This is a genomic window from Simplicispira sp. GW247-4R2A, assembly GCF_059424465.1.
This window is the reverse complement of the sequence record NZ_JBWKZM010000017.1, coordinates 90820-100902: the sequence shown is the minus strand read 5'-3', so window position 1 is coordinate 100902 and position 10083 is coordinate 90820. Positions and strand designations below refer to the sequence as shown.

Genomic DNA, 10083 nt, shown 5'->3' with positions numbered 1-10083 from the left:
AGATGAGGGGACTGTCGGAATGAGTATGGAGTGGGTGCGCAAGAACTACAGAGTCCCAGCCAAGCGCGGCGGCAGGATTGAGTACACCGGGGACGGTAAGAAGGAACTTGGCACGATTCGATCAGCCAGCGGGGCATACCTGATGATCCAGCTTGATGGTGTGAAGCACACGATGCCGTTCCACCCAACATGGGAGCTTCGCTTTGTCTCTTGACTTCTACCATGGAGTCAGAGCCGTGGGATGGATTGCTGCCCTGCTCCTGTGCTCCCAGCTCGCGCTTGCCGCGCAGCCCTGGCCCATGACAGGCAAGGTGATCCATGTTGAAGACGGGGACACCTTGACGATCCTGCAAAGCGATTTCTCCAAAGTGTCCGTGCGGCTGAGCGACATTGATGCCCCCGAAACCTCGCATGGACGCGGCAGGCCAGGACAACCGTATAGCCAAGCGTCCAAGCAGTCCCTTGCAGCGCTGGCCAGGGGCCAGCAGGCCACGGCGAATTGCTACGAACGCGACCGCTGGGAGCGGCCTGTCTGCACGGTGTTCGTCAACGGCCAGGACGTGAACGCTGAGCAGTTGCGGCGCGGCATGGCCTGGGTGAACCGGGTCAACCGCGCCTACGTGCGCAACGCCCAGTCTGTTGCAACCGAAGCCCAGGCGCAAGCCGCAGGCGTTGGCCTCTGGTCGGCTCATGGCCCAAAGCCGGTGCCGCCTTGGCAGTGGCGCCGGGATTGCTGGAAGAACCAGGCCTGCGAGGGTGCGGGTGAGTGAGGTTGAAATCATGCTCAATGTATGCCTTGAAACCGCTCAATTAGTGTGTATCATTAAGCGAGCAAAAGGAGCGTCCCTCGCATGGAAAAAGACCAAGTGATTCTCGATGATGGTGAATTCTTCATCGACCTGAACTGCAACTACGAGGCCAGCAATGCTCCGGGATTCTTGGAGCGGCGCTGTGCGTACAGCGCAACGACTCCTGGCGGTTTCGAGTGCATCGGTAGCTTCGACAAGGCGCCTGACGGGACGTGGAAGGCGGATGTGAATGCTCCCTATGATCCTGACACGGACGGGGATTGCCGCATCGTCGCCAAAGGCGTCTCTCGGATGGACGCGATTGCCGCGCTCTGGCGCGAGCGCCGCACCGCCCACGTCAAAACCTGGGTTTGAAATGGTAGAAAAAATCAGGCAACGCGCCCCAGGCGCTGGGAAACCAACAACCGATGGCGTTACGGTGGTCGAACGCCGGAACGTCATGATCGACCCCCCAGGCCTGGAGGTCTTGGAGAAGATTGGTGGCGGCAACTTGTCGCTGGGCGTGCGCGAGGCCGCGCGGCGACTGAAAGAGAGCGGCGACACGGCGAAGTTCTCCAAGAAGCGACACGATGGACGGCAAAAGGGCTTGCAAACCTCTAATTAGTGTGTATTATTAAGCCATGGACAAACAGGAGAACTCCATGGCTATCGAGCTTCCGACCATCACGATTGCCGAGCTGCACAAGCAGCTCCAGGCGTACATTGACCAAGGCTTGGGCGACGTGCCGGTGGTTGCGACTGACTGCCGTGGCCGCTATCCGTTTCAGGCCTACACGGTGCTCAACCAATCGGGCTACACGGATGCCTTCCTGCTCTATGTGCGCCCTGACGCGCATTTTGCGCAACGCGATCCGCTCCCCCTGAACTGGGGGCCGAGTCGCGTTGCGGAGTGGAACGCCGAAGCCGACCGCGTGAAAAGCGTCTGCGGTGCGTTCTATGGCATGGCTGGCCCCAAGCCCGCAGAAATCCGGCAGGCGCTGTCGCACTTGGCGGATGTGACGGAAGCACGCGAGCGTGCAGGCGATGACAGTGTGCCGGAGTGCTTGCGCAACCTGTCGAGCACCGAGGTGGCCGATACCGTTCTGCGCGCCCGCGCTGCGCTCGCGTTCGAGGCAACCGAGACAGCAGGAGCCGCCTCGTGAAGCCCTGGCGCGATCTGGATGCGGTGCTGATGCCCACGCGCATCTCACGCCTGCCGCGCGATCCACGCGGCTACCCCATCCCTGTCAACGTGCTCAACAGCAAAGGGGTACTGGACTTCCGAGCTACCGACCCCGCCAAGATGGCGCGGGTCATCGAGCTGCGCTGCTGTGCGCTGTGCGGCGAACCGCTGGGTGCCCGCATGGCGTTCGTGGGTGGCCCCAAGTCGATGGCAAGCCGCTATTTCACAGATGCTCCCATGCACCGCGACTGCGCGATCTACGCATTGCAAGTCTGCCCCTTCCTGGCCGCGCCCTCCTTCGGGTATCGCAAGAGTGTGCCCGAAGGGATGGGGGTGAATGAAGCGGTGTCCACCGAGCGGCCAGAGGTGTTTGGCCTGGGCATCTGCCGTGGCTACACGACTGGACTGATGGGCGGCGTGCATCTGGTGCTCCGCGCTGCCCCGTTCGAGAGCATTTCGTGGTGGACGGCGGGCGAGGAAACGACCGCGCCTGCTTCTGCCAACCAAAAAGCAATCCATGAAGGGAGTTGATATGCTGACCAAAATCCGTGCATGTGCATCCACACTGCTACTGGCCGCGTTCCTGGCGGGCTGTGCCTCGCCCTACCAGAACCTCCCGGTGCGCACTGGGACTGTCACCGAGACGCAGCAGTCGCTGCGCAAGGTATTCCAGCCCAGCGCGGGCGGTGCCGCAGCCGGTGCCGCCGTGGGTGGCGTGGTCGGCAACCAGATCGGCAAGGGCAGTGGGCGCAAGGTCGCCACGGCCCTGGGCGTGCTGGGCGGCGCGGCGGTAGGTGCTGCCGCCGCAGGCACGGAGAAGATGGTGCCCTATTCCATCGTTTCGTTCCGGGACAACGAGACGGGCCAGATGTTCGAGGCCGCGATTGACGGCCCCTGGCGTCCTGGCATGGCGATCCGCTATTCGCTGACCGAGGACGGCAAGCTGGTACTGCGCTGATCGGGAGGCCCGCATGGTGACATTCGAGACGGTCGATCAAGCGCTCAAACGCTGCATGGAGAGGCACCCGCCCTGCCCGCCCGAGTACCGGATGCACAGCGATGCCAACGCCATCGCTGACGTGTGGGCTGCCATGGTATGCGGGAGCGCCGAGACGATCCCGGCAGCAGAAGTCAGCGCGAAATCCCTTGAAGCCATCGAGCGCTGGAACAACCCATGCCAATAACGAAACGCCCTTGCTCGAATTGCCCGTTCCGATGTGACGATGACGCCATCGAGCTGCGCCCTGGGCGCCTGGAGGGCATCATCGCAGGCCTGCTGCGAAACGATATGAGCACGTTCGTGTGCCACAAGACGCTGGACACCCAGCGCATGACCTGTGCTGGTGCCGTAGCGGTGATGGCGAAGCTGGGCCGTCTCCCCGTGATAGCACGCCTTGGGCTGGTGCATGAGGTTATTACCAAGGCCGATATTGAAGCCAGCAAGCAGCTCGTGATCGAGCCGAGTGATTTGAACCTCAAGCTCGAACAGGGGAAAATCAGCCATGGTCAATCTCAGGCTAAAGGACGAGCGTTGGGAAAACCCCCTCAATGGCCGGTACTACGAGGCCAGGATCATGTGTAACCTATTTGGCGAGTGGGAATTACAGCGAGTTTGGGGCCGGATGGGAAGCAGGCTGGGGCGGATTCAGTATGAACAACACGCCTCTTTTGATGCCTGCGCATTGGCGCTGGAGAAAGTTCGCGCACGCCGACTGGCACGCGGATACTCCCCCCGCAATGAAGGCATCCTTCATGATTGAAACGTGGTTCCAATGGACGTGCAACGGCTGCGGGGAAGCCGAGAACTACCCGATGCCAAGCGTCCCGAAATCAGAGGTGCGCGAATACCTCGAAAAGCGCGGCTGGCAGCACTTCCCCGGCGACTTGGACTACTGCCCGCGCTGCGTGAAGAACGGCACCGCAAAGCGCCGCGACACCAGTATGGGCCTGGACATGCCCAATCCCGCCGCCCCTCGCTCTTGAAAGACGGCCAGGGGATCAGGCGGTCTTGACCTCATTGAGCAAGTCCGGGTGCCGATCCAACAACCTGAACAGCTTGACCAATGCCAGCGGTGGCTTGGTCTTGCCATTCTCGTAGCGTGAGAACGCATTGACGCCACCGCCGAACAGTTCAGCGGCTTGCCGCTGATCGAGGTCGAGCTTTCGGCGCACCTTGGCGATGTAGGCGGGATCGACGTAGGCGGCATTTACCTGACGTTGGAACAAACCGACCAACTCGCCGTAGCGGTCGCCGTCCTCACGGCTCAAGACGACTTCACCGCAGGCAGGGCAAAAATCACCTGTTACCGCTGGAATGGTGGTGGTTTCTCCCTTGTAGGTGTAGGGCATATCGCGCGTGTCGTGGATCAATTCCGCCGCGCCGCAGCATGGGCATTTCATGGTCACAGCTCCTTGAAGGAAACGATCAACACGTCATCAATGACGGTTAGTTTCAGGTACACCTCGTCGCCGCTTGCCGTCTTGGTGCGGTACACGTCCTGCCAGACACGGTGATCGGCATGCGTCGTCATGCTCTTGTAGAAATCGGCGGGTGTGAGCGCCAAGACAACGGCGCACATCCCGTCCAAGTCATTGATGCCCAGCTCAAGCGCCCCGTTGTAGGCCGTGGCTGTAGCCTTGACCTTCCCCGCTTCCACCAAGGCTTTGACGACTGGCAGCTTGCAATGAGGGGTGCCTTTTTCCATGCCCTATTTTAACCTAATACGTTAATTTGTCAAATAGGTTAATTGCCGAACGCACAGGGCCGCGAGGTGCGCGCCCAGGTCGGCAAAGCCTGCGCTGCGCAGCTCGGCGGCTACCCGCATCGAGCGGGCCTCGCTCCTGGGCAGCAAAACCACCCTGGCGCCCTCGTAGGGACGCGGCAGCGGGTGCCATAGCCACGTCGCCCGGAAGGCGCGCATGGCCTCGAAAAAGGCCTGTGCGCTCCCGGCATCTTCGTCGCTGATGACGAACATCTCGAAGTCGCGGCGCAAGGAGGCGACGGCGAGCGCGTTGAGCGAGTAGGTGTAGCGAGTGCCCTCCAGCGGCACGCGCTGGCCCAGGCGGGCCGAGAGGTACTTGGCGGCTGCGGTGTGGTGCGAGCCACCATCGTTCATGAGCCAGAGGCGCCCATCCCACAGGTATCTGGTGAAGTGGTCGCTGGTTCCAGGGGAATGGATGATGCGAATTTCGCTGTGTGCAAGGCTCTTGGCCAGCCGCTCCGGCGTGATCTCGGAGATCAGCCACTGGCACCGGGCTTCGGCCATGGCGTCAGTGCTGGAGAAGGCCCACAGGTCTGCTTTCGAGGCCGAGAAGCCGTCTATGTCGGCCACATCGCAGCACCAACCCTGCTCGATCTCGCAGTGGGCGATCTGCGCGTATTCGGTGCGGACGAGGTGGAAGCTCTGCCACCCCCCATCCGTGGCGTGCCAGCCCAGCAGAAAGCCGCGCTGGCGGCGCGGCCCGCCCAATGGGGGGTACGCCCCCAGCTCGTGCCAGCGAGGCACGCTGGCGGCGTGAATGCAGGGCGCAGCAACCTCCAGTGCGACCCGCATCTGCGGATGCGCGGCCAGCGCGCGGCAGAGACTGACCGGCTGGCCGCAGTCCTCGCGGATACTTTCAATAACGCGCTTGAGCAGTGCCTGCATATCTTCACCGCCCAAGTAGGGAGTAATGCTCTTTTTTATCGTGCAACTCCAATTTGAATTCCTCCTGAATCCGTGAGCCCAAGAGTGAAAGGGGCTCACCCTGCGGGTGCGTTCGATTTGAGGTAGTTTGGTAAACGCGAGACAGGTGTGGGGCGTTGATTGGCCTGTTGCAAACGCAGTACATGAGTTCTTCCAATGCGCCCCTTCATCGTCAAGCAGCTCGACTACGACCTCACCCCGGTAGCCGGTCTGGCGCTGGTCGGACATCACCTGAATCGACTCGCGCCAGTGTTCAAGCAACTCGATGCCGCCTTGCCCGTGAGAAATGGCGTTGCCAACAGCGACATCCTGCGCAGCTACCTGGGCCTGCTGGTGCAGGGCAAGAGCGACTTCGATGCGATTGAGAACTTCCGCGGCGATGCCTTCTTCAAGCAGGCGCTGGGCATCCAGCTGTTGCCCTCCAGCCCGACGCTGCGCCAGCGCATGGACACGCGCGCGGACGAGCTGTTTGACTTCCTGGCGACGCTGATCGAGAAGCTGCTGGACAGCACGCGGGTCGACTATGGCGTCTTGCCTTGTGGCTGGCTGCCGCTGGATGTCGACACGTTCGCCATGGACAACGGCGGCACCGCCAAGGACGGCGTAGGACGCACCTACACCGGCGTCGATGGCTACTGCCCGCTGGCCGCGTACCTGGGCTCGAACGGGTTCTGCCTGGAGTTGGCGCTGCGCCCTGGCGTGCAGCATTCGGCACGGGAGACGCAATTCAACTTCGAGCGGGTGATCCCGATGGCGCAGCGCCTGAGCGCGGCGGGTCCGAAGGCGCCGATCCTGGCACGCCTGGACTCTGGCTTCGACTCCACGGAGCTGGTGTGCGAGATGGAGTCGTATAACGCTGCAGGCGTGCCGCAACTGGACTGGCTGATCAAGTGGAACCCGCGCACGACCAACGTGGCGGCGCTGGCCGAGCGCCTTGATGGTGACACCGCCACGATCTGGGAGCATCCCCGCGCGGGCAAGCGCGTGACGCTGTGGGAAGAGGCGCTGCACATCGAAGGCATCGAGCGGCCACTGCGCCGCGTGCTGCGCCTGACTGAACGCACCATCGACGCGAAGGGCCAGTTGCTGATCGAGCCCAAGCTCACGCTGGACGGCTGGAGCACGAGCCTGAGCGCCAAACAGTTCGATGCTAAAGCCATCGTCGCGCTGTACGCCGACCACGGCACGCACGAGCAGTTCCACTCCGAGTTCAAGACCGACCTCGATCTGGAGCGGCTGCCCTCGGGCAAGTTCGATACCAATTACCTGGTGTGCGAGCTCGCGGCGCTGGCCATGAACATCCTTCGCCTGATGGGACAGGCCGGACTGCTGGGGCCCGATGCGCCGGTACGCCATGCGGCCAAGCGCCGGCGCATCAAGACCGTGATGCAGGAACTCATCTACCGCGCCGGGCGCCTCATCGAGCATGGCCGGCGCGTCATCCTCGGACTGGGCGCCAATGATCGCTCGGCCAAGGCCTTCCAGCGGCTGCACGGAGAACTCTTCGCTGCCTGCGGCTAAGCGCAGCTGGCCGATCACCGGCCTCACGAAACTCACGGATCCATAAAAATCGCCTGCCCGCGAGGTTGCGGCGTGGGGCAATTGCACGCCAACCCGAACAAGTCGCCCACCAACTCGCGATTCCGACGATCCAGTGCCATCGAGTTGGGTGATGTCATCTCCCAGGCTGTCAAATTGAACGGGCACGACGCAACAAAACAGACCAACCCGAGCATGCGTGCGCCTGGGCTCACGGATTCAGGTTCCTGCCCTTCCTCAAGTCTTCTAAGAGCGCCGCGCCTGACTGGCTCCGGCCCTATTTTCAGCCGCACCGTGTCCGCCTGAACCTCCACCTCCATCAAAGGCAGTCCAGCAGGCGTATATAGGCCCACAACTCTGGATTGGGCTTCGGCTTCGATCTGCTTTGCGATCCGCATGGCCGTCAGCGCGCCAGGATCATTCTGGTGCGCCTCAATCTTGTTGATGAGTTCCTTGGTCGCGGGAACATGCGGAAGCCTGCTCAAATAATCCGACACCTCGGCAAGCAACTCCAGTGTGTCACCAAGAACTGCCGCGAGATGATCCATGGTCTGGATCGGGTTTGGTGGGGTAAATGGAGCGATTCCATTCCAGGCTTCTTTCATTTTCATGCTCCCCGAGGAAACCATTCACGAATATCGGCGATGGGCTGGCCCATCCCGAGCGCGACAACGGCGGCGACATGGTGCGCCGTCAGATTCAGGTAGGGGACGCGGATGCCCTCCCCCTCGACCAACTGGCACAGCAGGTCATCGTCATCCATGTTGAGCTGGAGGCGACATGCGAGAGGCCTGTTGCGATAGATGCTGCAACGCCCTTCCTTGAGGAATGAGCACGGCACCCCTTGCCAATGAGCGGCGTTGCCGTCCTTGGCGTCTTCGGGGGGCAGCGGCGGCGGCTTTCCTGCCTCGCTGTTCACGTAGCAGCCCGTCTCTGCCGCGATTTGCAAGGCCTCGGCCTTTGTCACCACCACGGCGATGTGGCAGCAATGGGCGCATCCCTGGCGGCAAGCCGCGTGCGGCAGCGCCTGGGAGGCGACGGCATCGGCGGCACGGCGCAGCCACATGATTTTTTTGGCCTTGGTGCCGGATCGGATGGCCTGGGTCAGCAGTCGCTCTACGGCTCGCCCATCCAGGCCCAGGCTGGCAATCTTGCTGCCGATGCGCTGCTCCAGGCCTTCCCAGCGCTGAGCTACGCGCTCTGCATGGCTGGCACAGGCCATGGCCTTATGCCTCCCCTCTCGGCCATTCATCACCGAAACGAGCGAACGGCCCGAAGGGCAGCGGAAAACCTTCGGGAAGCACTACAAGGCCGAGGATCGGGATCAGGTCATCGCGGCCCAGCTCACGCTTCTCCAGCAGTGTGTCGGCAAGCTGCTTGAAGACCACTGCGTTGAGGTCAAAGAGGTTGCGCAGCAACGTCAACTGCTCGGCCTGCAACGCCTCCAGCTTGGCCTCGTTCTGCTCCTGCTCGAACTTGTTTTGCGGTTCGAGATAGAACATGCCGCGATAGTGGCTGGCGAGGTAGTTTCGGGCGGTGGCAAGCCATCGCATATGGTCGTTGGAACTTCCCAGCGTCGAGCTACCTTGCAAGGTCGCCTCGGCCAGCTTTCCGGCCAGGAGGACAAGCATGTACCACTCCGCGAACGACTTTTCTTCCAGGCGGTGCGGATTGCTGATGCCCGTCACGAATCCGAGAGCGCCCCGCTCATCGGCCTGCTCGTTGACGACCAGCCTCACGTCCGCAGGAAGACCGCCCAGGGCGGCATAGACCAGCGCATGTCCAGCCTCATGCGCGGCGATGTACCGGGTGTCGCGTGCCGTCGCTTTGCGGTGAATCGAGACGCCGGCAGCGGAGGTGCCCTCAAAGGCGATCACCTGGGTGGTTGCCGGGGGTGCGCCGAAGCGCAGGATGGCCCAGCAGATCACGGCAGAGACGATCACCACCATGGCCCCATTCGGATCGGCCATGGCGTAACGGTAGGCGTCGTCGCCCCACTCACCAATCAGCCACAGCGCGAGGGCATAGCCAGTGAAGCTCGCCACAGACCGGGAGATCGAGCTGCTGAGTGCATATTCGCTGCCCATGGAGAACACGGCGCTGAACACGGGAATCGCCACGATGACCAGCAAGCCCAGCGTCTCCACCAGCAGCAGCACCTGCTGTACGAACGGTTCGCCGGGGGCCTTGCGAGTGCTGTAGGCGAACACCATGACCACCAGCAGACACGCCATTCGGGTCGCTGCCGCCAGATTCATCGCCAGCCAGTTCTTCAACTGCTCGCGGTAGAGCTTGCGCGTTGTCTGATCGCTCAAGATCAAGGTGGCAACGGTGTACGAAACCACGCCCATGAGCACGCCCACAAAGACGGACTGCTCATGGCCGAGCCATAGCCGCACGAGGCTGATGCAGCCAACGATAGCCAGGGTCACGCTCACGCGCTTTGCCAGCGGGTGACGCACCCAGCGCCTCATCCATTCCATGATTGCCATAGAGAGCCACTTTCAGTTATCAGGCCATTCAAGGCCCCATGTTTTGCAGACAGCCAGGATGCGCCTCTCACCTTCCGGCACGAGTTTGTAGAGGTCAGCTCTCCCCCACCGCAGCGCATCGAGGCAGACCAGCATGTCGTCGCTGATCTCCACGTCCACGGTGCGGAGGTCGAAAGGATCGAGCGGGAAGGCTTGGCCGTTGAATGTGGATGCTATGAAGTACGCGACACGCCTGATCTGGCCGCTGTCGCGCGTTTCGGCAAGGCACAAAAGCCGTTCAAGTGCATGAGCGGCCTTGGCCTGGGCAAGCGTTGCACGTTCGGCCCACTCCCATGCCGTCTGATCCTGGTCTGTCATGTTCATCTCCATCTTGCGATGGCTTAATGATACACACT

19 protein-coding genes are annotated in these 10083 nt (G+C 62.1%); 12 read left to right on the top strand and 7 right to left on the bottom strand.

Going from position 1 to position 10083, the window contains the following annotated elements:
- From AC07ZH_RS12880 to AC07ZH_RS12830, 11 genes are all read left to right on the top strand, one after another.
- A partial coding sequence (locus AC07ZH_RS12880; protein ID WP_495200094.1) for a hypothetical protein occupies positions 1 to 214 on the top strand: 214 nt, incomplete at its 5' end.
- A 22-nt stretch (positions 215 to 236) separates the two neighbouring features.
- On the top strand, positions 237 to 770 hold the full coding sequence (locus AC07ZH_RS12875; protein ID WP_495200093.1) for a thermonuclease family protein: 534 nt from the start codon (positions 237 to 239) through the stop codon (positions 768 to 770).
- An 81-nt stretch (positions 771 to 851) separates the two neighbouring features.
- The gene (locus tag AC07ZH_RS12870) at positions 852 to 1163 is read left to right on the top strand and encodes a hypothetical protein (protein ID WP_495200092.1); all 312 of its coding nucleotides are present in this window, start codon (positions 852 to 854) and stop codon (positions 1161 to 1163) included.
- An 85-nt stretch (positions 1164 to 1248) separates the two neighbouring features.
- On the top strand, positions 1249 to 1413 hold the full coding sequence (locus AC07ZH_RS12865) for a hypothetical protein (RefSeq protein WP_495200091.1): 165 nt from the start codon (positions 1249 to 1251) through the stop codon (positions 1411 to 1413).
- A gap of 37 nt (positions 1414 to 1450) precedes the next feature.
- Positions 1451 to 1951, top strand: coding sequence for a hypothetical protein (locus AC07ZH_RS12860; protein ID WP_495200090.1), 501 nt, complete (start codon positions 1451 to 1453; stop codon positions 1949 to 1951).
- Positions 1948 to 2502, top strand: a complete 555-nt coding sequence (locus AC07ZH_RS12855) for a hypothetical protein (protein ID WP_495200089.1) — start codon at positions 1948 to 1950, stop codon at positions 2500 to 2502. Before AC07ZH_RS12860 ends, AC07ZH_RS12855 begins: the two co-directional genes overlap by 4 nt.
- A 1-nt stretch (position 2503) precedes the next feature.
- A complete protein-coding gene (locus AC07ZH_RS12850) occupies positions 2504 to 2929 on the top strand; it encodes a glycine zipper 2TM domain-containing protein (protein ID WP_495200088.1) in 426 nt (141 codons plus the stop codon).
- Positions 2930 to 2942: 13 nt separating this feature from the next.
- Positions 2943 to 3155 carry a DUF3717 domain-containing protein gene (locus tag AC07ZH_RS12845; protein WP_495200087.1) on the top strand — a complete coding sequence of 71 codons (213 nt, stop codon included), beginning with the start codon at positions 2943 to 2945 and terminating at the stop codon, positions 3153 to 3155.
- Complete coding sequence (locus AC07ZH_RS12840; RefSeq protein ID WP_495200086.1) at positions 3146 to 3553, top strand: DUF6283 family protein; 408 nt, start codon at positions 3146 to 3148, stop codon at positions 3551 to 3553. Before AC07ZH_RS12845 ends, AC07ZH_RS12840 begins: the two co-directional genes overlap by 10 nt.
- Positions 3474 to 3731 carry a WGR domain-containing protein gene (locus AC07ZH_RS12835; protein ID WP_495200085.1) on the top strand — a complete coding sequence of 86 codons (258 nt, stop codon included), beginning with the start codon at positions 3474 to 3476 and terminating at the stop codon, positions 3729 to 3731. The genes AC07ZH_RS12840 and AC07ZH_RS12835 overlap by 80 nt, the downstream gene beginning before the upstream one ends.
- Positions 3724 to 3954: a hypothetical protein gene (locus tag AC07ZH_RS12830; protein WP_495200084.1), complete on the top strand. Its 231-nt coding sequence runs from the start codon at positions 3724 to 3726 to the stop codon at positions 3952 to 3954. The genes AC07ZH_RS12835 and AC07ZH_RS12830 overlap by 8 nt, the downstream gene beginning before the upstream one ends.
- 15 nt (positions 3955 to 3969) lie before the next feature.
- Here the strand turns inward: AC07ZH_RS12830 and AC07ZH_RS12825 are convergent, their stop codons facing one another.
- The 3 genes from AC07ZH_RS12825 to AC07ZH_RS12815 are packed head-to-tail and all read right to left on the bottom strand — an operon-like array spanning position 3970 to position 5618.
- Complete coding sequence (locus tag AC07ZH_RS12825; protein WP_495200083.1) at positions 3970 to 4371, bottom strand: type II toxin-antitoxin system MqsA family antitoxin; 402 nt, start codon at positions 4369 to 4371, stop codon at positions 3970 to 3972.
- Between the two features lie 2 nt (positions 4372 to 4373).
- The gene (locus tag AC07ZH_RS12820; RefSeq protein WP_495200082.1) at positions 4374 to 4676 is read right to left on the bottom strand and encodes a type II toxin-antitoxin system MqsR family toxin; all 303 of its coding nucleotides are present in this window, start codon (positions 4674 to 4676) and stop codon (positions 4374 to 4376) included.
- A 21-nt stretch (positions 4677 to 4697) separates the two neighbouring features.
- On the bottom strand, positions 4698 to 5618 hold the full coding sequence (locus tag AC07ZH_RS12815) for a DUF6685 family protein (RefSeq protein ID WP_495200081.1): 921 nt from the start codon (positions 5616 to 5618) through the stop codon (positions 4698 to 4700).
- 195 nt (positions 5619 to 5813) lie between these two features.
- On the opposite strand from AC07ZH_RS12815, the gene AC07ZH_RS12810 reads away from it, so the two are divergent.
- The gene (locus AC07ZH_RS12810) at positions 5814 to 7178 is read left to right on the top strand and encodes an IS1380 family transposase (RefSeq protein ID WP_144817099.1); all 1365 of its coding nucleotides are present in this window, start codon (positions 5814 to 5816) and stop codon (positions 7176 to 7178) included.
- 32 nt (positions 7179 to 7210) lie between these two features.
- Here AC07ZH_RS12810 and AC07ZH_RS12805 read toward each other — a convergent pair whose 3' ends face one another.
- From AC07ZH_RS12805 to AC07ZH_RS12790, 4 genes are read right to left on the bottom strand one after another with little or no spacing between them, the layout of a single operon-like run.
- Entirely contained in the window at positions 7211 to 7801 is a 591-nt protein-coding gene (locus AC07ZH_RS12805) for a hypothetical protein (protein ID WP_495200080.1), read from the bottom strand.
- Between the two features lie 2 nt (positions 7802 to 7803).
- Positions 7804 to 8418 (bottom strand): YkgJ family cysteine cluster protein, encoded by a 615-nt coding sequence (locus AC07ZH_RS12800; protein WP_495200079.1) that lies wholly within the window; start codon positions 8416 to 8418, stop codon positions 7804 to 7806.
- 4 nt (positions 8419 to 8422) lie between these two features.
- A complete protein-coding gene (locus AC07ZH_RS12795) occupies positions 8423 to 9688 on the bottom strand; it encodes a hypothetical protein (RefSeq protein WP_495200078.1) in 1266 nt (421 codons plus the stop codon).
- A 12-nt stretch (positions 9689 to 9700) separates the two neighbouring features.
- Positions 9701 to 10045: a DUF7673 family protein gene (locus tag AC07ZH_RS12790; RefSeq protein ID WP_495200077.1), complete on the bottom strand. Its 345-nt coding sequence runs from the start codon at positions 10043 to 10045 to the stop codon at positions 9701 to 9703.
- Positions 10046 to 10083 lie beyond the last annotated feature (38 nt).

Bases quoted from the DNA above. Each gene is read 5' to 3' on its own strand.
- AC07ZH_RS12870 (WP_495200092.1), top strand. From the start codon at position 852: ATGGAAAAAGACCAAGTGATTCTCGATGATGGTGAATTCTTCATCGAC.
- AC07ZH_RS12865 (WP_495200091.1), top strand. From the start codon at position 1,249: ATGATCGACCCCCCAGGCCTGGAGGTCTTGGAGAAGATTGGTGGCGGC.
- AC07ZH_RS12860 (WP_495200090.1), top strand. From the start codon at position 1,451: ATGGCTATCGAGCTTCCGACCATCACGATTGCCGAGCTGCACAAGCAG.
- AC07ZH_RS12850 (WP_495200088.1), top strand. From the start codon at position 2,504: ATGCTGACCAAAATCCGTGCATGTGCATCCACACTGCTACTGGCCGCG.
- AC07ZH_RS12845 (WP_495200087.1), top strand. From the start codon at position 2,943: ATGGTGACATTCGAGACGGTCGATCAAGCGCTCAAACGCTGCATGGAG.
- AC07ZH_RS12840 (WP_495200086.1), top strand. From the start codon at position 3,146: ATGCCAATAACGAAACGCCCTTGCTCGAATTGCCCGTTCCGATGTGAC.
- AC07ZH_RS12835 (WP_495200085.1), top strand. From the start codon at position 3,474: ATGGTCAATCTCAGGCTAAAGGACGAGCGTTGGGAAAACCCCCTCAAT.
- AC07ZH_RS12830 (WP_495200084.1), top strand. From the start codon at position 3,724: ATGATTGAAACGTGGTTCCAATGGACGTGCAACGGCTGCGGGGAAGCC.
- AC07ZH_RS12825 (WP_495200083.1), bottom strand. From the start codon at position 4,371: ATGAAATGCCCATGCTGCGGCGCGGCGGAATTGATCCACGACACGCGC.
- AC07ZH_RS12820 (WP_495200082.1), bottom strand. From the start codon at position 4,676: ATGGAAAAAGGCACCCCTCATTGCAAGCTGCCAGTCGTCAAAGCCTTG.
- AC07ZH_RS12815 (WP_495200081.1), bottom strand. From the start codon at position 5,618: ATGCAGGCACTGCTCAAGCGCGTTATTGAAAGTATCCGCGAGGACTGC.
- AC07ZH_RS12810 (WP_144817099.1), top strand. From the start codon at position 5,814: ATGCGCCCCTTCATCGTCAAGCAGCTCGACTACGACCTCACCCCGGTA.
- AC07ZH_RS12805 (WP_495200080.1), bottom strand. From the start codon at position 7,801: ATGAAAGAAGCCTGGAATGGAATCGCTCCATTTACCCCACCAAACCCG.
- AC07ZH_RS12800 (WP_495200079.1), bottom strand. From the start codon at position 8,418: ATGGCCTGTGCCAGCCATGCAGAGCGCGTAGCTCAGCGCTGGGAAGGC.
- AC07ZH_RS12795 (WP_495200078.1), bottom strand. From the start codon at position 9,688: ATGGCAATCATGGAATGGATGAGGCGCTGGGTGCGTCACCCGCTGGCA.
- AC07ZH_RS12790 (WP_495200077.1), bottom strand. From the start codon at position 10,045: ATGACAGACCAGGATCAGACGGCATGGGAGTGGGCCGAACGTGCAACG.